This window comes from Alcanivorax sp. UBA3183 (assembly GCF_002364155.1).
GTDB lineage: Bacteria > Pseudomonadota > Gammaproteobacteria > Pseudomonadales > Alcanivoracaceae > Alcanivorax > Alcanivorax jadensis.
On the sequence record NZ_DEXN01000034.1, the window covers coordinates 24832 to 46901 of the forward strand.

Below are 22070 nucleotides of genomic sequence, written 5' to 3' on the forward strand. Positions count from 1 at the left end.
GGGGAGGGTTTTTATTTTCTAACTATCCGAACAGCAGCTCTCAGAGCACCAGGGCAGGGCTATGTTTCTGGAATGGGGCCCTTAACATGACTAAAAATATCCAATTCATCCTTCTTCTCTCTGGTCTATTGTGGGGATGCGGCAGTGGAGACGACTCGTCTTCTCCAACGTCAATGTCACCCCCACCGTCACCCTCTACCCTGTCTCCCGACATCACGGCCTCTGAACCAGACGCACCCCCGCAAGCAAAAAATGAAACACCCGCCACGACGCCACCTGACAATATCCAGATAGAAGATGGCCCTGAGCTCATTACATTGAGAACAGACTATGGGCACGTGGAAATAAAACGCGCGCCATTGTCCATGAGCTTTTACGACGAGAATGGCAAAAAAGTATTGAGCAGCGACAGGCAGCAACCGCCGGTCCCGCTGCTGCTAAGAACACCGTTACCAAGCCGGCTTTTGGGTGGCTGGACCGAGATCATGCCGGAAGCACCCGCCCTGTATGCGCCCTTCTCATTTGTTGTTGGCGACCAGATAAACCTTCAATTCCCGGCAACCTTCTGGGTTGGAAATATGCTGGCCTCGGCATCCACCGGTATCGAGTTTCGTCTGACCAATGTGAAAGACGTTTCTGTTGACGGCAATCAACTGTTATTGCGGGTAGACACCTCCGACCCCAGCGGGCGGGAGGCACGGGTCACCGTCAAGGCCGATGAAAACAGCAGCTTCCATGTCTCCGTCAAGGTGAATCACGTCTTCCGGGAAGTCCCGCTTATCTCAGCCAGTTTCGATTCAACGTCCAGTGAGGCGTTCAGGGGGTTTGGCGGCAGACGCAACAAAATCGATCAACGCCATGAAGCGTTCTTGAATTGGGCGGAAGAGTTTTCACAAACCCCTGAGCAACTTGAGCCTCTGATTGGCGATACGTTCGGCGAACAGTACCAGTTCCCCACCGGCCCCCAGGGGGCTTATTACATCCAGTCACTGTTCATTTCAGATCAAGGTTACGGTTTTATGCTGGATCGCGATGAGCTTTCTCATTGGCGAATGGCATCAGACCGTAACGATGCCTGGCGTGTCGAAGTAGCAGGCGGCGAACTGGATTTCCTTGTCGTCCCCGGCAATCAAAAGCAAGTCGTGAGCCGTCTCTCCGGCATAAACGGTCGGCATCGGGTGCCACCACGCTGGTCACTGGGCCCAATGCTGTCTGAAACCATTCAGGAGTTCACCGATTCTCCAGAGAATTACACCGAAAAAGTGAAGGAGTCATTGGATCAAATCGAAGCACTGGAACTCCCTGTCACCGCATTTGCTTTTGAAGGGTGGGTCGGCACCAAAAAAACAGGCGCCTTCGATGAGATTATCCAGCGGCTGCGCGCACAAAACATCAAGCCTGTGACCTATTATCGGGGCTTTGTGGGGCAGACAGAGGACGAGCTTGAAGAACCGGAGGTATATCAAGAGGCACTATCCCGTGGGTATGTCACAAAGCGGGCATCAGGAGTGCCTTACATTTTTGGCTCTCCACTGATGGGGGGCATCGCCGCTCTGATTGATTTCACAAATCCGCAAGCCGTCGAGTGGTGGAAAGAGCGGATCAAGAAAGGCCTCGAAGAAGGCAGCGAAGGCTTTATGCAAGACTTCGGCGAGCAGGTTCAGGTTGATATGGTTTTTCATGATGGCAGCTCGGGTATCGCCATGCACAACCGCAATGCGGCGCTGTTCCATCAGGCAACCCGTCAGGCCTTTGACGAATTTGTTGCCGACAACCCGGACAGGGAACCGTGGTTCTTCGTGCGTTTTGGCAACTCCGGCCGTAGAGGCTCAGCACACTACGAATCCGCGAGCTGGCCTGGCGACAACACCGCCGACTGGAGCCGTGCCTCGGGCCTTGGCTCGGTCATTCCTGACATGCTGAATCGCAGTGTTGGCGGAGCCTATGGCTTTGTCACCGAGATTGGCGGCTACATTGATATCTTCGGTTCCATCGATTCGGAATTATTGATTCGCTGGGCCAACCATGCGTCCCTGATGCCCGTATTCCGCCAACATGGAGGCCCTGTCAATGGCACTCCCATGCCCTGGCGATTCGACGATCCCGAGGTTGTCGAGCACTACCGCGCAGCGATGAACAGGCACATCGCTGCGCAACCGCTCATTTATCGTCTCTGGCAGGAAGCCCTGGCCACCGGCATTCCGATAACCCGGCCACTTTGGCTTGAATACCCGAACGACCTGGAGGCCGGCCGCCAGGACCAGCAGTTCATGTTGGGGCCGAATGTGCTGGTGGCACCGGTGGTATCCCCAAACAGTGACGGACGCGACGTCTATTTCCCACGGGGCTGCTGGCAGCACCCGGAAACGAAAGAGACCATTCTTGGGCCACAGACACAATTCATCCAGGCCGCGGTCGATGAGCTGCCTTACTTCTTCAGCTGCGGAGCCCAACCCTTTCCGGTACCGGAAGGCGGTTTCTAGACTGAAATTGCATAAGGGCGATGAGGGGCAGAACCAAACAATGGGGGCAGATCTGCCCCTCATGCTCTGACAGCTATTAACGACGCTCGCGGAGGGCTTTCAATGGTGCCGACAATTTATCCGGATGACGCGGGTGAATGGACGCATAGCATTCAAAAATTTCAGCCAGATCCTTTTCCATATCGCCACAGGGTTCAATCACCCGGGCAAAGGTAATTTCTTTTTTCCGGTAGTCCGCTGTGGCCAACACAATGGGCACACCGGCCTGCTCGGCGATACGGTAAAAGCCGGTTTTCCATTGTGTGGCCCCACCCCGGGTGCCTTCCGGCGCCACCACCATGACCAGCTTGTCGCGGCTGTTGAACTGCGCCACGGTCTGCTCGACGACCCCACCCGCCTTGTGGCGGGCAATGGGCAACGCTCCCATCCAGCGCAGCATTGCCCCAAACGGCCCCTTGAAGGCGCTATCCTTGATCATCACGTGAGCATCCAGCCCCAGCTGCATCATCGCCGCCAGGGTATAGATACCATCCCAGTTGGACGTATGCGGCCCGCCGATGATGACTGCCTTGGGCACTGCCGGCATGGGATTGGTCACCCGCCAGCCTGCCAGGCGCAAAAAACCACCGGCCAGCCACCGGGAAAAGGCATTGCCGCGACGGGGATAATCAGAGTCCTGGGGTGACGACATGGGATTGTCCATTGCAAAGAGAGCGGCGATCATACCCACGCGGCCCAATGATCACATTGGCACTAACGCCCAACGAAGCCAGGAAACGATAACCGGCCCATGAATCCCCTGCATTACCTGACCGGCTACCCCACCCAGATCCAGCAGCAGGCCCAAACCCTGGTGGACCGGGGGCAGCTGGGTGATTATCTGCAACAGCGCTACCCCGACAAGCATGATATTCAGGGCGACAAGGCCCTGTTCCAGTACGCCAACAGCCTGAAACAGCAATACCTGCGCAAGGCGCCGCCGCTGGGCAAGGCCCATTACGACGCCAAGCTGAAAACGCTGAGTCAGGCGCTGGGCATGCACACCCGGCAAACCCGTATTCACGGCAGCAAACTGCGCAGCCATAACAGCCTGCGCATCGCCAGCCAGTTCAAGGCGGCGCCAGAGGCCTTTCTGCGTATGATCGTGGTCCACGAACTGGCCCACTTCAAAGAAACCGACCACAACAAGGCGTTTTATCAGCTCTGCTCGCATATGGCGCCGGACTACCACCAGCTGGAGCTGGATACCCGGCTCTGGCTACTCTGGCAGGACACCACAAGCGGCTGACAACCCTGCTCTTATCAGCACCTGCAGGTTCCCTTTACCCTCCCTTATCCGGGCCCGCCCAACAGCCACATAACATCAAAACCTCTCTATTCAACAATCACTTACATTTCCGGCCACTCATATTGCCAGAGAGCATTCCAGCCAGTTTCATGTCTCCGCCATAAGGGCGTAGTATGAAATGACTTAACGTCATAACGCAGGGTCATCAGTGCCTCGGTTTGTGGCAATGCTGTACTGATCCTGCGCCAGTGTTCCCGCTGGCGGCCGCTCTATCCGCCTGCGCGGGACTCCAATCAGAGCCCAGGAGGTGTGTAGTGACACGGATTGGCCAGGACACCCTGAACAGCAAGAAAACGCTGGAAGCCAACGGCAAGACCTATCATTACTTCGATATCAATACGGTCGCCGACAAGGGCTGGGGTGATCTCAGCAAGCTCCCTTTCTCCCTCAAAGTCCTTCTCGAAAACCTGCTCCGTTTTGAAGACGGCGACAGCGTCACCGGCGCTGACGTGGAAGCCGTGGTGCGCTGGCTGGAAAACAAGCGCTCTGACAAAGAGATCAACTATCGCCCGGCCCGGGTACTGATGCAGGATTTCACCGGTGTCCCCGGCGTGGTCGACCTGGCCGCCATGCGCGATGCCATCAAGAAGGCCGGTGGCGATCCCTCCCGCATTAACCCGCTAACGCCGGTGGATCTGGTGATCGACCACTCGGTAATGGTGGACAAGTTTGGTAATCCCCAGGCGTTCTCCGAGAACGTGGACATCGAATACCAGCGCAACCGGGAGCGTTACCAGTTCCTTCGCTGGGGCCAGAAAGCGTTCAACAACTTCCGGGTAGTCCCACCGGGCACCGGCATCTGCCACCAGGTGAATCTGGAATACCTGGCCAAGGGTGTGTGGTCCTCCGAGAGTGACGACGGCAACACCTACGCCTACCCGGATACACTGGTAGGCACCGACTCCCATACCACCATGATCAACGGCCTGGGCGTACTCGGCTGGGGTGTGGGCGGTATCGAGGCTGAGGCCGCCATGCTTGGCCAGCCCATCGCCATGCTGATTCCCGAGGTGATCGGCTTCAAGATCAGCGGCAAGCTGCGTGAAGGTATTACCGCCACCGACCTGGTACTCACCGTCACCGAGATGCTGCGTCGCCGCGGTGTGGTGGGCAAGTTCGTGGAATTCTTCGGCGACGGTCTGGCCGACCTGACCCTGGCCGACCGGGCCACCATCGCCAACATGGCGCCGGAATACGGCGCCACCTGTGGCTTCTTCCCCATCGATGAGCGCACCACCGAGTATATGGAGCTGTCCGGTCGCGACGCGGACACCATTGCCCTGGTCGAGGCCTACTGCAAGGCCCAGGGCCTGTGGCGCTCCAGTGCGGATCCGGACCCGGAATTCACCGACGTGCTGGAACTGGATCTGGGCGATGTGGTGCCCAGCCTGGCCGGCCCCAAACGGCCCCAGGACCGGGTGCCACTCACCGCGGTGAAACGCACCTTCATTGATGTGGTCACCGAGACCCTCAAACTCAACGACGACGAAATCAGTACCCTGGAAGGCGAAGGCGGCCAGACCGCTGTGGGCAATCACGAGCCCAGTGGCGGCCAGGTACCGGTGGTGATCGACGGCCAGAAACACTTCATGAGCCACGGTGACGTGGTGATCGCTGCCATCACCTCCTGTACCAACACCTCCAACCCCAGCGTCATGCTGGCCGCCGGCCTGGTGGCCAAGAAGGCCGCCGAGAAAGGCATGAACCGCAAGCCCTGGGTAAAAACCTCGCTGGCACCGGGTTCCAAGGTGGTCACCGATTACCTGGACGTGACCGGCCTGCAGAAACCGCTCAACGATATCGGTTTCGATCTGGTGGGCTATGGCTGCACCACCTGTATCGGCAACTCCGGCCCGCTGCCCGAGGAAATCGACAAGGCGATTGCCGAAGGCGATCTGGTAGTGGCCTCGGTGCTCTCCGGTAACCGTAACTTCGAAGGCCGGGTGCATCAGAGCGTCCGCACCAACTGGCTGGCCTCGCCGCCATTGGTAGTGGCCTATGCCCTGGCCGGTACCGTGAAGATTGATCTGGATAAGGACCCCCTTGGCAAGGACAAGGACGGCAAGCCGGTTTACCTGAAAGATCTCTGGCCCAGCTCCGAAGAGATCCAGAATGAACTGGTGAAGATCAACAACAGCATGTTCCGCACCCAGTACGCCAGTGTCTTTGAAGGGGACGAGGTCTGGCAGAGCCTGCCAATCCCGGACTCCGAAACCTACGACTGGGACAGCAGCTCCACCTACATCCAGAACCCGCCCTTCTTCGACGGGCTGACCAAGGAAGTGGACGATGTGCAGCCGGTGAAGGATGCCCGCATCCTGGCGCTGCTTGGCGACTCCATCACCACCGACCACATCTCCCCCGCCGGGGCCATCAAGGCTGACTCCCCCGCCGGTCATTATCTGCAAGGGCATGACGTGGAGCCCCTCGACTTCAACTCCTACGGCTCACGCCGGGGTAACCACGAAGTGATGATGCGCGGCACCTTCGCCAATATCCGCATCCGCAACGAGATGACCCCGGATATCGAGGGTGGCTTTACCCGGCACCTGCCCGGTGGCGAAGAGATTTCCATCTACGGCGCCGCCATGCGCTACCAGAAGGATGGCGTACCCACGGTAGTCGTGGCCGGCAAGGAATACGGCACCGGCTCCAGCCGCGACTGGGCCGCCAAGGGCACCAACCTGCTGGGTGTGAAAGCGGTAATCGCCGAAAGCTACGAGCGCATTCACCGCTCCAACCTGATCGGCATGGGCGTACTGCCACTGCAGTTCCCGGAAGGCACCGACCGCAAGACGTTGAACCTGGACGGCAGCGAGGAAGTGGATATTCCGGACCTGACCAATGGCCTGAAGCCCAGTGACACCGTCACCGTGGTATTCCGCAAGGACGGCAAGGAACAGAAAGTCGAGGCCCTGTCACGGCTGGATACCGCTGCCGAAGTGGAGTACTACAAAAACGGCGGCATCCTGCACTATGTGCTGCGGCAGATGATGTAGGAGACGCTACCAGCTTCGAGCTGCTAGCTACGGGCAGTAACGCGGGAAGCCGTGTTGCTTGCTCTGATCCAGGAGGCCGCGCCCGATGTTCGGGCGCGGCCTCCTGCATTTGGGACGCCACCGTAGGGTGCACTGAGCCTCAGGCGAACTGCACCGCTCTACCCCCTCCCCCGTAGGAGCACCGCTTGAGGTGCGAACCGAGCGTCGCGAGGCGACAGGGGTAAAGGTCTGTCCGCCGTTCTTTCTGGAACCTGTCGAGCTCTGAGATTCCTGATCGCCCTGCGGGCGATTTCCGCGCAAGCGCGGTTCGCATGTCGCAGATCCCCTGGGGGACAAGCATAGGTTATTCGCTACGCTCACCCTCCGGGCCGCACGTAACTGCGTGCGTTACTCCGCTACGCTCCGTTTCTACAGCGGCTTCGTAGAAATGACGGGATCAGGGGAACCCTCCACCCTTTCCCTATCCAGTCGAGCGTAGCTAGCCCTCCCCCTTGACCCCCTGTTTTTGCTATGCTGATTCCCTTCACGGCCAGTTTGGGGGAAGTCCGTGCGTTACCTGTTTGCTGCTACCGCGCTGATCCTGTCCGGCACCTTGTTTGCACAACAGGACAGCAACGCCCGTCTGCTCACGGAAGAGGAGCGCGACGCTCGCCTGCTTGAGCAGCAGGAATTGTCAGAGCGGGCGGCAGAATTGCAGGATCGACAGGACACAGCGCAACAACTTCTCCGCCAACAGGACAAGTACCTGGACGCGCTACAGCAAGAAATCCAGGCACTCAAAAAACTCTCAGAAGAGGCAGATAACACTGCCCGGGCAGATCAGTGATGCTGCAATGGTTACGCCAGCTCTTTCACCGCCGGACACCCTCGAAGCCGGCCCCCCATAAACCGGAACCCCGGCAGAAGCCTGAAACCGTCAGCACGCCCGCCCCCGTTTCAGAGGCAGACCCGATTGCCGCGCTGATGCCCTTCCAGATTCGCCCCTTGCACAGCGGCGATATGTCAGAGCTCCTGGGCGTGTTTCGTGAGGCCATCCAGATCAGTGCGGCGGCGGACTACGATCAGCAACAACGGGATGCCTGGAGCCGGGGACAGAGCTACGACAGCCTGATCTCTGTGCTTAGCGAAGGCGACACGGTAGTGGCGGAATGGGACGACAAGCTGGTGGGCTTTGCCCATCGGATTCGGGATTACATCAACATGGTCTTTGTCCACCCTGAGGCCTCTCGGGTCGGTATTGCCACCCTGCTTTACCAGCATCTGGAAGACGGTGCTCGCATCGATGGCCTCACTGAGCTGACCACCCACGCCAGCCTTACTGCCCACGATTTCTTTGCCTACATGGGCTATACCAGCGAAGGCCAGGAACAGGCGGAACGGGATGGCATCCCGCTTACCCGCCACGCCATGCGAAAATCGCTGATCTGAACCCAACCGCATCATGCGGGATTGATCGAAAAATCTGATAACACCCCTCAACCCAGCCTTCTGGGTTCCCCTCGGGGCTGTCGCTATTCTTTACTTATCGGATGGCGGCAGAACCACTTTCTCCGCCTCCAGATATACATCCATGCGTTGATTCTGTGATACCCGGAACCCGTGAGGGTTCATGCTTCCCCCCCTTAGGCCGTCACCCCTGACGGCCGTTTTTTTGTCTGCAGGACGGCCGTGCCCGCTATCTGGCAATCCCTTTCTCAACCGCTTGCCGAGAAAAGGATTGCCCGACTACGAACCGGGGCTGAGCGTCAGGACTTGTAAAGCAGCTTGCCGACGCTATTGAAGGCTTTCTCACTGAGGCTCATGCGAATCATGGAGCGGAACCAGGTTTCCGGGAGCAAACGACGAGCCAACAGCAACATCCGTGCATCCGCGCCCACGCTATAACGCAAACGGGCACTCTGGTCGGTGGCGGCCCGGTAGATCACCTTGGCGGCATCTTCCGGGCGAGATCCCCCCGGCCCGGTCTTGTCCATCACCCCAAGCTGGGCCTGCGAATATGTGGCATAACTCTCAACCCCGGTCTGATTTTTACGGTCGGCAGAGCGGCCAAAAAACTCTGTGTTCACCGCCCCCGGCTCGATGATCTTGACGCCGATGCCTAGCGGAGTCAGCTCATAAACCAGCCCCTCGGTGAACCCTTCTACTGCCCACTTGCTGGCGTTATAGACGCTATACAAGGGTAACGGCACACGCCCTACCATACTGGCCACATTGACCAGCACCCCGCTTTTACGCTCACGAAAGTGAGGCAGTACCGCCCGACAGGTTTCCATCAGCCCGAATACATTGGTATCAAACTGGCGCAGGATCTGTTCCTCATCCAGCGTTTCAAACGCTCCCATCAATCCATAGCCGGCGTTGTTCACCAGCACATCAATGGCGCCACAGTGTTTGATGGCCTGTGTCACTGCACCATGAATACTGTCGCGGTCATTAACGTCCAGAGGCAGGCACAGCACACCGGGGAGCTCAGCCAAGTCTCCGGCCTGTTCAGGGTTACGCATGGTGGCAACTACCTGCCAACCCCGCGCCTGAAAATACAGGGCAGCGGCACGACCAATGCCGGATGAGGCACCGGTAATCAATACGGTTTTTGTTTGCGTCTGAGACACAGCTATCTCCCTATCTCTAACAGGCGGTTAAACATGGCCCGGGTGATCAGCACCCGGACGGATAAGATCCTGCTCGGCATCGCCGAACATCTGCGTGAGTACATGCCGTTGCGTACTGCGCCCCAGTTTTTGTTGCCACTGTCGCAATCCAGGGATATAGCGTTGCACCCCATAACTTGCCAGGCGGGGAAAAAAGGTCGCCAGCGGGTACCAGGCAGACACGCCCTCGGGCAAACCGAGCTGTTGCATCTTGGTGCGGTCAAGGAAGTAACGACTGACGCTCAGATGCTTCTGGTAGGCCAGTTTTCGCTGCAATTTTTCGAAGCGGGGAAAATGACGATCAAGGGGCTCCCGGGCCAGCGCTTGCCCCAGTTCCTGACTGGTCCAGTCGGGCTGACTCTGGGTCATCAACGCATGCTGCAGCAGCACGATGCCATCGCGCTCCGTGTCCACCAGCCATTTCTCATCCACCCCCATCACCCAGCAGGCATATTTCCACAGATGCATCACCGCGCGGGACTCCCGGGGCGTCACCGGCACGCCCATTTTGCGCAGCCCTCCCAGCATGACCACACAGAATCCCAGGTAGGTCGCGACCATATCCACCTGGCTGAGAGGCATGCCCCACTTGCTGGCTTCCCACTCTTCGCGGCTGGCCAGATTACGGCGCACCAGTGAATGCACCAGGCGCACATGCAAGGTGCTGCGGAAACCCGGCGCAAAACGGCGTAGCCCGCCGATTTCGGTACAGTCGATCCACCACTTTCCGGTCTCCGCCACGCGCCGGGAAGCTCCTTTATTCAAGGCCCCGGTCATCACCAACGATTGATTGAAACCGGACAGCAGGTAGCCGCCCATCAGCGCAAGATTCCGCAGTACGTATGGCGCCGTCATCCCCGTGGAATGAATAAAACGGGCACCTTCGTCAATCAGCTCGGCATCCACCCAGGCAGGCCGCCGCTCCAGGCTCTTGATAAAGAGATAGAGTGGTTCCGGACAATTCGGGATGGTCGCCAGCCCTTCGCTGACGGCCTTGTCGAACAAGACGCGGGCCTCACGGGGGCCATAATCCACCATCCAGTCCACCAGCGCGTCCATAGCCGGGTCCCCCTCCCAAAGGGCATCCAGAACGGCGGCGTACTCTTCGTAACTCGGGGCCAATTCACGGCCGAGCAGTTTTTTCAGCCAGGCCGGAGTCGGCTTCTGAGTCTTTTCGAACGGGCGGGCCCGGCTGGGAACCTTGTGTCTTTGCGTCTTGGCTATCACAGGAAGCCTCCTCAACGATCTTGCATTGCCTGGCACCATAATGCGAATATTTATTCGCATTCAATTCGCATTTGAGGCTCCCATGCGTAAACGCCCCCAACAGCAGCGCTCCCGGGAAATGGTCCGCGCCCTGATCGACGCCACCGGCAAGGTCATTCAGCAGCAGGGACTGGATAACACCACTACCGCCCGCATCGCCGAGGTCGCCGGGGTCAGTGTGGGGTCGCTGTATCAGTATTTCGGCGACAAGGACGGGCTGATTGAGGCGTTAATGGAAAGCCTGGCCGATGAGATCGGCACAGGACTGAAACGACTGCCGGTCATGGATAATGTGGACATGGCCGCGACGGTGGGCAGCGCCATCCGTTTTGGCTTTGCGGTACTGCATTCCCGCGACGGGCTCTATCTGGAGCTGGTGCGCAATTGGCACCGGTTGCCCACCAACCGGGTGATGGACGCGCTGCAACAACACTTCATGGAGTTGGCCAGGTTGTATTTCCTGCGTCACTACCAGCACCATCAGATCAGCAACCTGGAAGTGCGGGTCTTTATCGTGACCAACAGTGTCCTGTTCACCATGATCCGGCATATCAGCCAGCACAGTGGCCTGATCCGCGAACAGGAGCTGGCCGACGAACTGACACTGATGGTCGCCCGCTATCTGGCAAGCCCCCCGGACACCGTTGAGGAATCCCCATGAATCCGGATCTGGCCATCACCTACTGCCGCATGATTGCCAAGACCCTGGGACTGGATCATGCCGGCCTGGAAATGCTGGTGCGCGGAACCGGCATCGACGTGGAAACGCTGCTGCACAGTGACGGCTTTATTGATTGGCCAGGCATTCGCCAGTTGATCACCAATGCCCACCAACTCACCGATCAACCGGATATCGCCTTGCAAACAGGCCTGCGCGCCCTGCCCGCCATGCATGGCCCCATGGGCATGGCGGCCATGGCCAGCCCCACCCTGCGCAATGCCATGCAGCTGTTTGCGCGTTTCAACAACACCCGCACGCGTATATTCAATACGGTGATGGAGGAAACCCCGGAGGTAATCACCCTGCGCATGGTGTTTGCCTATCCGCAGAGCCCGACCATACAGTTTCTTACCGAGTCTGCCATGGCCTCCGCTTATGCCTGCCATGTGGTGCTGCGCGGCAAGCCCATTGATGGCGGGAGTGCCTATTTCAACTACCCGCCACCACTCTGGGCCGACCGTTACCCGCAGGTCTTTCCGGGCACTCGTATAGTGTTTGACGCTCCGGACACGGCCATGAGCCTTCCCGCCAGCTACGGCGACGAGCCCCTGCCCAGCCATGACCGGGATCTGCTCTGGGTGGCGATCCAACAGTGCGAGATCCGCCAGGAAGCCCTACGCAAACAAGGTACCGTCAGTGACCGGGTACTTTCCCTGATGCACCAGAAACCCGGTAAAGCCAACCTGGACAGTATCGCCGACCAGTTACACATGAGCCCCCGCACCCTGATCCGCAAGCTCAAGCAGGAAGACACCCGCTTCCAGCAACTGCTCGACCAGACCCTCAGCCGCCGGGCTGCCCAGTTACTCAGCCTGCCCCACTACACCGTCGCCGCCGTTGCCGAAGATCTTGGCTACACCGATGTGGCCAGCTTCCGGCGAGCCTTTCAGCGCTGGTTCGGCACCAGCCCCGGCCGCTTCCGCCAGGAGTAGCCTCAAGCTACAAGGGCCATAAAGGTGTTTAATGTCTGGGCTGCCCTGCCCGCATAAACCAGTAAACGCGGGCACGGCGTTGCCAATCCACGTCGCCCTCCCGCGTTGCAGCTTGAAGCTTGCGGCTCACCCTGTCACTTTTTATCCCCTTCTTGTCAGCATCCGCGCTCACCCATCCCCGGTATTCCAGTAACACTGGAGCCAAGCAACACTGGAGACTGGCGCAATGTACAACGAAGACAACAACAATGAACTGGCACGCCTGAAGGTGTCACCACCACTAGCTTGGCCAACCGTGGCCATTCTTGTTGGTTCTCTGGTTGCCATTGCGCTGACCTGGGCTCTGGTTCCCTCCGGCATCTGGCCGCTCTGGCTGGGCATGGTGGTGAACAGCCTTGCCGGCTATGCCCTTTTTACCCCGGCTCACGAAGCCATCCACCGCGCTGCGGCCCGTAAACCCGAAACCAACGATTTCCTGCTGGCTGCCGCCACATTCGTGGCAGTGCCATTCGGCAAGGGGAAACTCTTCCGGCTGCTGCACATGCGCCACCACCGCTTTGCCAATGATCCGCAAAATGACCCGGACCACTGGATGGCCAGCAGCCTGTGGACCATGCCTCTGTGGGGATTGTGGCCTTATCTGTATCTGTACAAGTTCCTGCGCAACCCATCGCTGCTACCCAATGTGACAGTGCAGGAAGTGCTGCGTGAAGTTGCCCTGGCAGGTGTGATTTTTGCCGTTCTGCTCGCCTTGGCGCCGTTTTACATGCTGACACTGTGGCTGATCCCCACCTACTTCGCGTTTTTTCTGATGTGCCTGGTGTTCATGGTGCTGCCGCACTACCCACACACCGGCCGGCAGGACGAAGACCCGAACACCACCGCCCTGATGCGCATGGGCAAAGAGTGGCTGCTGACCCCGGTGTTGATGTACCAGAACTATCATCTGGTGCATCACCTGTATCCCACCGTGCCCTTCTACCGCTACGGCAAAGTCTGGAAAGCCCGCGAACAGTACCACCGTGAATATTCCGGCAGCATGATCATCGGGCCCTTTGGCCTGGGGCCGGAAACAGACCAGAAACAAAACCCTGCATGATGCCCCCCTTTTCGGGCGGCGTTTGCCGCCCGCTTTTTGTTTATTCACTCATTGGCACTTTTTATCCCCCATTTGGCAATTTTCGCGCTTATGTTTCTGCGCAGAAAGGTAAACACTCTGTATTGGCACCTTGCAGGAGAGCGCCCATGACAAGTACAACCGCCCCGCAACACAACGAACTCAAGACCCTGGCCCGGCTCAAGGTATCACCCAGGTTTGCCGGCCCCACCATGACCATCATGGTGGCATCCCACGGCGCCAATATTCTCAGCTGGGTGATGGTGCTCAGTGGACTCTGGCCCGCCTGGGTAGGCCTGATCATCAACAGCATCGCCGGCTACGCGATGTTCACGCCAGCCCATGAAGCCATCCACCGCTGTGCCGCCCGCAAACCGGAGCACAACGACCTGATCCTCGCCATTGCCACCTTTGTGGCGGTACCCTTCGGTAAGGGCAAGATGTTCCGGCTGATGCACATGCGCCATCACCGCTTTGCCAATGATCCGCAGAAAGACCCGGATCACTGGATGGCCAGCAGCCTGTGGACCATGCCCCTGTGGGGCTTCTGGCCGTTCCTTTATCTGATCAATTTTCTGCGCAACCCTGATGTGCTGCCCAATGTGAAACCCGCGGAGATCTGGCGAGAACTGGCCGTGGCCGGCGTGGCACTCACCGCCCTGTTTCTCTGGCGCCCCTATGAAGCCCTGATGCTGTGGCTGATCCCCTCCTATTTCTCCTTCTACCTGATGTGCCTGGTGTTCATGGTATTGCCCCACTATCCACACACCGGCCGCCAGGACGTGGACCCGAATACCACCGCGCTGATGCGCATGGGCAAGGAGTGGCTGCTGACCCCGGTACTGATGTATCAGAACTATCACCTGATCCATCACCTCTACCCCACCATTCCTTTCTATCGCTACGGCAAGGCCTGGAAGGCCCGTGAGCAATACCACCGCGAGCACTCCGGCAGCATGATCATCCGCCCGTTCCAGCTTGGGCCTGATGACAAACCCGGTAATGCCTGACAGGAGAACCTCAATGACAAAAACCGTTCTGATCACCGGCGGCGCCGGCGGCATTGGCCGGGAGTTCTGCAAGCTGTTCAACGCAGATGACTATCGCATCATTGTGTTCAGCCTGCTGCAGGAGGAACTGGACGCGCTTGGCAACGATCTGAAGGCGCAACGCCCTGATGTGGAATACCATGCCGTTCAGATGGACCTGTCCCAACCCGGTGCCGCCGAAGCGATCATGCAGTGGCTGGACCAGCAACAGCTGGACGTGGACGTACTGGTCAATAACGTGGGCTTCGGCATGATGGGCGAACATGTAGAACAGGACAGCCAGACGCTGGAGCGCATGCTCACCCTCAACAACATCCTGCTCAGCAAATTATGCATGTTGGTGGGCGCGCGCATGAAAGCCCGCGGTGAAGGCAAGATCATGAACATCGGTTCCCTGGCCGGCTTCTGCCCCATGCCCTTCTTCGCCGCCTACAGCGCCAGCAAGGCCTTCGTGATCAACTTCAGCGCCTCCCTGCACGAAGAGCTGAAACCCTATGGCGTGCAGGTCACCTGCTTCTGCCCCAGCACTACCAAAACCGCCTTTCTGGATACCGCCGAGAGCAACCATAAATCGTCCAGCGGCATCAGAGAATTCGTCTCCGCACAAATCGCCACCCCGGAAGCGGTGGCAAAAGCTGGCTACCAGGCCCTCAACAAGGGCAAGCGCTACGCCCTGCCCGGCCTCTCCGTGACCCTGCAAAGCATCTGGATTCGCATCATGCCCCTGCGCGCCATGGCGAATTTTGTGTACAAGCAATCGATAAAAGAAATGGAAAGATAATCTACGAAGCCGCTGTAAGAGCGGCGCTTGAGCCGCGAACCTCCCCTTCAAGGGGAGGAATCGCCCAGCGGGCGATCAGGCGATTCAGTTCAAGTCCCGTCTATCCAGAAAGGTCACGAGAGGCAGATATCTCTGCCGCCTCGCGACGCTCGGTTCGCGGCTCAAGCGCCGCTCCTACAGCCGCCCCATCCGCGCCTGTCCACTCCCCGCCGAATCCGTTATGTTGGCGGTATCCCACGCAAAAGGAATGCATCATGGCAGGCAGCAATATTGGCAACGACGCTTCACCGGTCAGCAGCACATCGCTGGCGGTGCTTATTGATGCGGACAATACCCCGCCGAAAATCGTCGATGGTCTGTTCGAGGAAATTGCCAAATTCGGCACAGCCAGCGTCAAGCGTATCTACGGCGACTGGACCAAGCCCAATCTGGGCGGCTGGAAAAACGTGCTGCTGAAGCACTCCGTACAACCGATCCAGCAATTCGCCTACACCCAGGGCAAGAACGCCACGGACTGCAGCATGATCATCGATGCCATGGATCTGCTGTATACGAAACAACTGTCCGGGTTCTGCCTGGTATCCAGCGACAGCGATTTCACCCGTCTGGCGGCCAGATTGCGCGAGGAAGGGCAGACCGTTTACGGTTTCGGGGAACGCAAGACTCCGGGGCCCTTTGTGGCTGCCTGTGACAAGTTCATCTATACCGAAGTACTGCGCTCGGACCACACCCCGCAAGACACCACCGGCAAAGCCGATGAGCCTGCTCCCAGCGAACCGGTCAGCAAGGAACCGCCACCGCTGCAGCTGATTGCCAATGTGATTGATGATATTTCCGACGAAGACGACTGGGCCAACCTGGGCACCGTGGGCCAGCACCTGAGCAAGCGCAAACCCGATTTTGATACCCGCCTGTTCGGCCACAAGAAACTCAGCGACATGATCCGCGCCTACCCCAAGTGGTTCCAGATCCAGAAAGGGCAAGGCAAAAGCATTCAGGTAAAAACGCTACGGAAGTGATAGCAGCTCCCTTCACGGAGACACCCACGCTGGCTACACCTACCGTAGGGTGCACTGTGCTCTCTTTGGTTAACGGAAAGCCGCTTCGCGCCTCAAGAGGCGCTCCTACAGCGGCTTCGTCGATAGGCTAGCGCACCAGCCAGAGGCTGAGCTGCGGGATATAGGTAATCATCAGCAAGGCGATGATCAGCACCATCATGAAGGGAAGCGTGGCCGCGAACAGCTCGGTGACTTTCTTCTTGAACCGGTAGCTGGCGATGAACAGGTTCATACCCACCGGCGGGGTGATATAGCCGATCTGCATGTTGGCCACGAAGATGATCCCCAGATGCACCGGGTCGATGCCGTAGCGCAGTGCCACCGGCAAGATCAGCGGTACCATGATTACCAGCGCCGCAAAGATATCCAGCACCGCCCCCAGCAACAGCAGCAGGATGTTGAGCAGAATCAGGAAGGTGATCTTGCTCTCCACGTGGGTCTGAATCAGGGTAAACAACTTCTCCGGCACTCCGGCGTAAACCAGGTAATCAGTAAAGGCCAGCGCCACCGCCAGAATCAGCAGAATGCCCCCCACCATGATCATGGAGTCACGCATGATGCCGGGCAATCTGCGCAGGGAAATTTCCCGGTACAGGAACACTTCCGCCACCAGCACATAAAGCGCGGTCACTGCTGCCGCTTCACTGATCACCAGGAAGCCGGAGAAGATCCCGCCCAGCACCACCAGCGGCAGCGGTAGCTCCCAGCGAGCTTCCCAGAGCGCATCCACCAGTTCACGGAAATCGAAACTCTGACGTGGCACCTCGGTGCCGCGCGTCGCCCACACACAATAGCCGTACATCAGCACGACCATCAGCAGCGCCGGTACCAGACCGGCCAGATACAAATCGACGATTTCCACCGACGGCATATCCAACTGCTGTGACATCTGCTGGGCAATAATGCCGTAGATCAGCAGCGGCACGGAGGGCACCAGCAGCAGCCCCAGGCTACCGGATGACGTCACCAGACCCAGGCTGAATTTTTCCGGATAATTGCCTTTTACCAGCGCCGGCAACAACAACGCGCCCAGCGCCACAATGGTGACACCGGAACCACCGGTAAGAGCCGTAAAGAACGCACAGGCAATCAGCGACACAAAGGCCATGCCGCCAGGCATCCAGCCAAAGGCCGCCTGGCTGAGGCGCAGCATGCGGTCGGCAGTTTTCGATTCGCTGAGCAGGAAACCGGCAAAGGTAAATAGCGGCAGCGCCATCAGCACCACGGAATTGCTGAGCTGATAAATGTCGATATGCAGCACCGACATTTCGATGCCCAGGGTATAAAAGCCCAGTGCCGCGGCGCCGAGAATAATCGCAAACAGCGGCGCGCCCATCAGCGCCAGCAACACCAGCAGGACAATGGCAATGGGTATCATGGCACCGGCTCCTGCATCTTCGGCCTTTTACCCAGCAGGCCCAGCACGAACAGCACCACATAACGCACTGCCATCACCGAGAAACCCACCGGAATAATGCTCTGCAGCACCCAGCTCGGCACCTTGGAAAAAGCAGTGCCGGCGTATTCATATTCCTCGATGACGAAGCCCACGCTGTACCAGGCCACCAGCACACAGATAAAGGCGGTGAACAAGTCCACAACGGTGGTCAGGAAAGGGTGGTATTTTTCCGGCAGCAGTGACGAGGCCACATCGATACGGATATGTTCATCATTGCGCGAAGCGATCATGGCGCCGAGCAGGCCGATCCACAACACCGCGTTCTGCAGCAGCGGCTCGATCCATACCAGGCTGGTGCCGAAGAAGTTACGCAGTACGATCTGCGCCACCGCCAGCAGCACCATAAACAAAAGGACGGCCACGATCAGGCCGTCCTCGATTTGGTGAAGGGTACGGTGGAGCCTGTGTAACAAGGCTGCCATCACTGCCCTTCGCGCTGCTGGGCCAGAATGGCGTTAAGCTGGTCCAGCATCTCCTGGGAGATTTCGCCCTCTTCCACCAGCTCTGCGGTGGCCCGCTTGGCATAGTCGCGCCATTCGACCAGCTGCTCCGGGGAGGGCCCAACCACTTCCAGGCCCTGCTGTTTCACCGCCTGGAAGGCACTCAGGTTTTCCTGGCGGCTTTCCGTATCCAGCTTGGCAAAGGTGCTTTCCAGCACCTGACGCACTACCTGCTGATCCTCGGCGCTGAGTCGCTTGAAGAATTTCTCATGGATACCCAGGGTGCCGAAGGTATACAGCAGCGGCATATCGGTGAGGTAGTTCACCCGCGAGTACCACTGCAGCGTCAGGGCCGCCACCGGCGGAGCCGCAAAGGCATTGACCGCCCCGGTCTGCAGGGAGGTCAGCACCGAGCCGATATTGAGCAGGATGGGCGACAACTCAAATGCCTTGGCCGCCTTGGCGGAGCCTTCATCATTGGCCGGCAGCCACAGCTTCTGGTTGCGCAGATCGGTGATGCTTTTCACCGGGTTTTCTGACATCACGTAGGCGAAGCCACCATCAATCAGACCAAAGCTGACCCAGCCGCCCTCTTCCAGGCCCTGCTGAATCACCGGATCCAGTTCGGCGCGTACCGCATCCACTTCGTCGTAGTTAGTGAAGGCCAGCGGCACGTTAAGAATCTGGCTGTCCTTGTAGGCAGAGGCAAAGGCGCCGCCCTGAGCTACTTGACCGTGTAGCTGACCGATGCGGATCTTGCGCTGTACCGCCCGGTCATCGCCCATCACCCCACCGGGGTACACTTTCAGCTTCACCCGTCCTTCGGTCTTTTCGGCAATCTCCTTACCCGCCTCTTTCAGGCCGGTGACGATGGTGGTGCCGTCCGGGTACAGAGTAGAAATTTTCAAGGTGTTGGCGGCCGAAGCCCAGACCGGCAACAGTGCGACCAGAATCGTGGCAAGACGCAGCATAAGTACTCCTAGAAATAATCGTCAGCGTCGGCGAGCAGGGCTTCGGCCTGCTCCTGCGCATAGGTATTCTGCAGGGTCAGACCGTGCACCTGCGGATCAGCGGTAAGGACATCTTCCAGCAGGCTATCATGCAGTTCACGGTCAAACACCAAACGGGCATATTTTTCCGCAAACAGCACCGGGGCCAACAGGTTCTTGCCCTCTGACAGGGTCATGGCCTGCTCAAAATGGGCCTTCGCCTGATCCGGCTTACCGCCCAGGGACGCGGGCAGGATGCTGCTCAGCACACCCAGGTACATGTGCGCCTGGCCATACTGGTAACCCTCATCCAGAACCACTACGCGCTCCATGATGGCTTCCACGCGTCCCAGTTCGGCCACCGCATTCCAGTCGCTGGTGTTCTGCTGAATATAACCGGCCCAGGCGCTGCCCAGGGTGAACAGCATGGGCACATCGCCCTCGTCCGCATCTTCCAGCAGTTCCTCGAACTCGGGAACCGACAGGTCACGCAGATTGCAGTAATCGCTATCGTGGGCACAGGCGGAGCGGAAGGCATAGCCCAGGGCCTTGTCGCTGAGCTTGCGGGCCCGTTTCGGGTCTTCCACAAACAGTCCCGCGTAGGCGCCGTATAGATCCGCCCCGCTGGCCAGCATGGAAGCGCTGTCAGGCCAGTTTTCGATCAGGCCGTCCACCATCAACAGATAGGTGGGCAGGCCCTCAGCCACCAGCTCAAGGTCATTGTTGTTGAGTACGCCATAGGGCAGGTTGTCGTCGATGCTGGCCAGGGAACAGCCCTGCAAGGAAACCACCGCTGCAACGAGGAGAGAGGGGACAAACCCGGGTAGGAAGCGCCACTGCATAGGTCGCCGGTATCCTTTCATTATTGTGACCATTTGTTTGGGAGTCTTTATAGCAGTACGACCGGGCTAACTCAAACGGCGCCGGCCCCCTGTGCCCGGCGCCAGAGCCCGAAACCGGCCCCCAGCAGACAGCCGCTGACCAGCCCCGCCAGATGCGCAGCGTTGGCCACCACACTGGACAGCCCCACAAAGCAGATCACCATCCAGGCCAGCATGAAGATGACAATCTCTCGGCGCAGGGGGTAACCGGATTGGGGATTCACCTTGCCATAGATCCACAGGTAACCGAGCAGCCCGTAGACCACCCCGGACAGACCACCGAACATGGGCCCGGTATGGAAGAACTGGGCCACATTGGCGGTAATGCCGGTGACCAGAGTGACCAGCACCAGCTGCCCGCTGGACTGGAACCGCTCGATCAGGCGACCCAGGTCCGACCACCAGAGCAGGTTGAACAGCAGGTGCAGCAGGGAAAAGTGCAGCAGCATGGGGGTCACAAGCCGCCAGGGCTGGCTGGCCAGCCCGTCCAGTGCTGCCGGGAACAGCAGCGCCCGGTAGACGCCATCGCCCATCAGATACGGCGTCAGATACACCAGCACGCTGACAATCAACACGATGCGGGTCACCCAGCCCAGGCTGGCGAACCATCCCCCGGACATCAGTGGCTGAGGCCGCCCGGTGAGGGGCTCCACCGGCTGGCGACCCTGCTGGTGTTTGAGATCGGTGATCAGCTCTTCCAGCAGAGCCTTGGCATGGTTGTACTGCGCCGGGTCCTGCAGATCGATGATCTGCTCACTGCCCTCCTCACGGCGCGCCACCGCAAAGCCATTGCGCTTGAGGGTATGCTCAAACAGTTCGGCCAGTTCCGGTTGCGGGGTGCGGATCAGTTCCATGAGAGCTCCTTCAGGGCCTCGGTACGTTGCAGGGTATCCAGCTCGGCCAGGTTTTCCACCTGCTGCCAGAAACAGCCCCAGTCCCGCCGGCATTGTTCCAGCAGGCGGGCAAAGGCCGGCACATGATCATTGTAGTCACTGACACCGTTTAACTGGGCATTGTTCAACGGTCCGTCAAAGAAGCCCCGGTAACCGGCCAGGGCCGGCAGGGTTTGTTGCTCCCGGGCGAAGCGCTCCCGGGCCTGTTGCTGGATGCGGGCTTTTTCCCGGGCCAGCAGCGCCTCATCCTGCTCAGCGGTATAGAGCTGTTTCAGGGCCTCACGGGTATCGGTGACGATGGCCATAAAGGCCTGTCGGACCTGCTCACGGCGCTGCCAGAAATCCGTCGGCAACGGCTCGCCACTGGCGGCAAAGAAATCCACCGCGCCTTCGCGACCCACCAGGGTGGCCAGGGATTCATTGAAGCGGGTGTCATTCTTGATATACAGACGCCGGTGAGCCAGCTCGTGGATCAGCAGTTCCGCCAGCGCCGGCTCCGAGCGTTGCAGCATGGGCGTGGTCAGCGGATCGGCAAACCAGCCCAGGGTCGAATAGGCAATGGCGCCGCCCACATAGGTATCCAGGCCCTGCTCAGCCAATTTGGCGGCAGCCTTTTCCGCCGCCGGTCGCTGAAAATACCCCCGGTAGCTGACGCAGCCTATCAGTGGGTAACACCAGGTTTTCGGGGTGAGTGACCAGGCCGGGGCCGCCAGCACATTCCACACCACTGCGTCCTGCTCCAGCGCCACATACTGGTGATAGACGTGCTCGGCGGGGAGTGCCAGCTGGTCCCCGGCAAAGCTCACCACCTCCTGACTGAACTCCAGGGAATCGGCAATCTGCGGGGGTATCTGCGGGTCCGCCAGCACCACCTCCAGCGGTTCCCGCTGACCCATCAGCGACAAGTGGCCCTTGGCAGCCTGGCTGTAGTAGCCCAACTGGCAGCCGGCAAGTAGCGTCATGCCTGCCAGCGCGACAACCCGCAATAACATCATGATCCGGG

20 protein-coding genes are annotated in these 22070 nt (G+C 59.1%); 11 read left to right on the forward strand and 9 right to left on the reverse strand.

The window, feature by feature from the left end; genetic code table 11:
- The first annotated feature begins 86 nt into the window (after positions 1–86).
- A complete protein-coding gene (locus B3Q33_RS11155; protein ID WP_272963073.1) occupies positions 87–2483 on the forward strand; it encodes a TIM-barrel domain-containing protein in 2397 nt (798 codons plus the stop codon).
- Positions 2484–2559: 76 nt separating this feature from the next.
- On the opposite strand, the gene B3Q33_RS11160 is transcribed toward B3Q33_RS11155, so the two are convergent.
- Positions 2560–3174 (reverse strand): lysophospholipid acyltransferase family protein, encoded by a 615-nt coding sequence (locus B3Q33_RS11160; protein ID WP_272963074.1) that lies wholly within the window; start codon positions 3172–3174, stop codon positions 2560–2562.
- A gap of 99 nt (positions 3175–3273) precedes the next feature.
- Between B3Q33_RS11160 and B3Q33_RS11165 the strand changes: the two genes are divergently transcribed.
- The 4 genes from B3Q33_RS11165 to B3Q33_RS11180 all read left to right on the forward strand — a co-directional run bounded on the left by B3Q33_RS11165 (position 3274) and on the right by B3Q33_RS11180 (position 8258).
- A complete protein-coding gene (locus B3Q33_RS11165) occupies positions 3274–3771 on the forward strand; it encodes a M48 family metallopeptidase (RefSeq protein WP_035248996.1) in 498 nt (165 codons plus the stop codon).
- A 314-nt stretch (positions 3772–4085) separates the two neighbouring features.
- Positions 4086–6830, forward strand: coding sequence for an aconitate hydratase AcnA (gene acnA / locus B3Q33_RS11170; RefSeq protein WP_272963075.1), 2745 nt, complete (start codon positions 4086–4088; stop codon positions 6828–6830).
- A 547-nt stretch (positions 6831–7377) separates the two neighbouring features.
- A complete protein-coding gene (locus B3Q33_RS11175) occupies positions 7378–7656 on the forward strand; it encodes a hypothetical protein (RefSeq protein WP_272963076.1) in 279 nt (92 codons plus the stop codon).
- Between the two features lie 173 nt (positions 7657–7829).
- Positions 7830–8258, forward strand: coding sequence for a GNAT family N-acetyltransferase (locus tag B3Q33_RS11180; protein ID WP_272963077.1), 429 nt, complete (start codon positions 7830–7832; stop codon positions 8256–8258).
- 317 nt (positions 8259–8575) lie between these two features.
- Here B3Q33_RS11180 and B3Q33_RS11185 read toward each other — a convergent pair whose 3' ends face one another.
- Together B3Q33_RS11185 and B3Q33_RS11190 are read right to left on the reverse strand one after the other, a co-directional pair.
- Positions 8576–9442 carry an SDR family oxidoreductase gene (locus tag B3Q33_RS11185; RefSeq protein WP_272963078.1) on the reverse strand — a complete coding sequence of 289 codons (867 nt, stop codon included), beginning with the start codon at positions 9440–9442 and terminating at the stop codon, positions 8576–8578.
- Between the two features lie 27 nt (positions 9443–9469).
- Positions 9470–10708 carry an oxygenase MpaB family protein gene (locus B3Q33_RS11190; RefSeq protein WP_273009945.1) on the reverse strand — a complete coding sequence of 413 codons (1239 nt, stop codon included), beginning with the start codon at positions 10706–10708 and terminating at the stop codon, positions 9470–9472.
- 82 nt (positions 10709–10790) lie between these two features.
- Here B3Q33_RS11190 and B3Q33_RS11195 point away from each other — a divergent pair, with 82 nt between their 5' ends.
- The 6 genes from B3Q33_RS11195 to B3Q33_RS11220 all read left to right on the forward strand — a co-directional run bounded on the left by B3Q33_RS11195 (position 10791) and on the right by B3Q33_RS11220 (position 16366).
- A complete protein-coding gene (locus B3Q33_RS11195) occupies positions 10791–11408 on the forward strand; it encodes a TetR/AcrR family transcriptional regulator (protein WP_035249479.1) in 618 nt (205 codons plus the stop codon).
- A complete protein-coding gene (locus tag B3Q33_RS11200) occupies positions 11405–12400 on the forward strand; it encodes an AraC family transcriptional regulator (RefSeq protein WP_035249477.1) in 996 nt (331 codons plus the stop codon). The genes B3Q33_RS11195 and B3Q33_RS11200 overlap by 4 nt, the downstream gene beginning before the upstream one ends.
- A gap of 226 nt (positions 12401–12626) precedes the next feature.
- Positions 12627–13499 (forward strand): fatty acid desaturase, encoded by an 873-nt coding sequence (locus B3Q33_RS11205; RefSeq protein WP_272963080.1) that lies wholly within the window; start codon positions 12627–12629, stop codon positions 13497–13499.
- A 146-nt stretch (positions 13500–13645) separates the two neighbouring features.
- On the forward strand, positions 13646–14527 hold the full coding sequence (locus B3Q33_RS11210; protein WP_035249473.1) for a fatty acid desaturase: 882 nt from the start codon (positions 13646–13648) through the stop codon (positions 14525–14527).
- 13 nt (positions 14528–14540) lie between these two features.
- On the forward strand, positions 14541–15347 hold the full coding sequence (locus B3Q33_RS11215) for an SDR family NAD(P)-dependent oxidoreductase (protein WP_035249471.1): 807 nt from the start codon (positions 14541–14543) through the stop codon (positions 15345–15347).
- A gap of 254 nt (positions 15348–15601) precedes the next feature.
- The gene (locus B3Q33_RS11220) at positions 15602–16366 is read left to right on the forward strand and encodes an NYN domain-containing protein (RefSeq protein ID WP_035249468.1); all 765 of its coding nucleotides are present in this window, start codon (positions 15602–15604) and stop codon (positions 16364–16366) included.
- Between the two features lie 127 nt (positions 16367–16493).
- Here B3Q33_RS11220 and B3Q33_RS11225 read toward each other — a convergent pair whose 3' ends face one another.
- From B3Q33_RS11225 to B3Q33_RS11250, 6 genes are all read right to left on the reverse strand, one after another.
- Positions 16494–17783: a TRAP transporter large permease gene (locus B3Q33_RS11225; protein ID WP_035249467.1), complete on the reverse strand. Its 1290-nt coding sequence runs from the start codon at positions 17781–17783 to the stop codon at positions 16494–16496.
- Positions 17780–18226 carry a TRAP transporter small permease gene (locus B3Q33_RS11230; protein WP_232222118.1) on the reverse strand — a complete coding sequence of 149 codons (447 nt, stop codon included), beginning with the start codon at positions 18224–18226 and terminating at the stop codon, positions 17780–17782. The genes B3Q33_RS11225 and B3Q33_RS11230 overlap by 4 nt, the downstream gene beginning before the upstream one ends.
- 59 nt (positions 18227–18285) lie before the next feature.
- A complete protein-coding gene (gene dctP, locus B3Q33_RS11235; RefSeq protein WP_272963081.1) occupies positions 18286–19275 on the reverse strand; it encodes a TRAP transporter substrate-binding protein DctP in 990 nt (329 codons plus the stop codon).
- Between the two features lie 8 nt (positions 19276–19283).
- The gene (locus B3Q33_RS11240) at positions 19284–20135 is read right to left on the reverse strand and encodes a TRAP transporter TatT component family protein (RefSeq protein ID WP_272963082.1); all 852 of its coding nucleotides are present in this window, start codon (positions 20133–20135) and stop codon (positions 19284–19286) included.
- Positions 20136–20206: 71 nt separating this feature from the next.
- Positions 20207–21028, reverse strand: a complete 822-nt coding sequence (locus B3Q33_RS11245) for a rhomboid family intramembrane serine protease (protein WP_272974873.1) — start codon at positions 21026–21028, stop codon at positions 20207–20209.
- Entirely contained in the window at positions 21019–22062 is a 1044-nt protein-coding gene (locus B3Q33_RS11250) for an aminopeptidase (protein WP_272963084.1), read from the reverse strand. The genes B3Q33_RS11245 and B3Q33_RS11250 overlap by 10 nt, the downstream gene beginning before the upstream one ends.
- Between the last annotated feature and the right edge of the window lie 8 nt (positions 22063–22070).

Bases quoted from the DNA above. Each gene is read 5' to 3' on its own strand.
- B3Q33_RS11155 (WP_272963073.1), top strand. From the start codon at position 87: ATGACTAAAAATATCCAATTCATCCTTCTTCTCTCTGGTCTATTGTGG.
- B3Q33_RS11160 (WP_272963074.1), bottom strand. From the start codon at position 3,174: ATGTCGTCACCCCAGGACTCTGATTATCCCCGTCGCGGCAATGCCTTT.
- B3Q33_RS11165 (WP_035248996.1), top strand. From the start codon at position 3,274: ATGAATCCCCTGCATTACCTGACCGGCTACCCCACCCAGATCCAGCAG.
- B3Q33_RS11180 (WP_272963077.1), top strand. From the start codon at position 7,830: ATGTCAGAGCTCCTGGGCGTGTTTCGTGAGGCCATCCAGATCAGTGCG.
- B3Q33_RS11195 (WP_035249479.1), top strand. From the start codon at position 10,791: ATGCGTAAACGCCCCCAACAGCAGCGCTCCCGGGAAATGGTCCGCGCC.
- B3Q33_RS11200 (WP_035249477.1), top strand. From the start codon at position 11,405: ATGAATCCGGATCTGGCCATCACCTACTGCCGCATGATTGCCAAGACC.
- B3Q33_RS11205 (WP_272963080.1), top strand. From the start codon at position 12,627: ATGTACAACGAAGACAACAACAATGAACTGGCACGCCTGAAGGTGTCA.
- B3Q33_RS11210 (WP_035249473.1), top strand. From the start codon at position 13,646: ATGACAAGTACAACCGCCCCGCAACACAACGAACTCAAGACCCTGGCC.
- B3Q33_RS11215 (WP_035249471.1), top strand. From the start codon at position 14,541: ATGACAAAAACCGTTCTGATCACCGGCGGCGCCGGCGGCATTGGCCGG.
- B3Q33_RS11220 (WP_035249468.1), top strand. From the start codon at position 15,602: ATGGCAGGCAGCAATATTGGCAACGACGCTTCACCGGTCAGCAGCACA.
- B3Q33_RS11225 (WP_035249467.1), bottom strand. From the start codon at position 17,783: ATGATACCCATTGCCATTGTCCTGCTGGTGTTGCTGGCGCTGATGGGC.
- dctP (WP_272963081.1), bottom strand. From the start codon at position 19,275: ATGCTGCGTCTTGCCACGATTCTGGTCGCACTGTTGCCGGTCTGGGCT.
- B3Q33_RS11240 (WP_272963082.1), bottom strand. From the start codon at position 20,135: ATGCAGTGGCGCTTCCTACCCGGGTTTGTCCCCTCTCTCCTCGTTGCA.
- B3Q33_RS11245 (WP_272974873.1), bottom strand. From the start codon at position 21,028: ATGGAACTGATCCGCACCCCGCAACCGGAACTGGCCGAACTGTTTGAG.
- B3Q33_RS11250 (WP_272963084.1), bottom strand. From the start codon at position 22,062: ATGATGTTATTGCGGGTTGTCGCGCTGGCAGGCATGACGCTACTTGCC.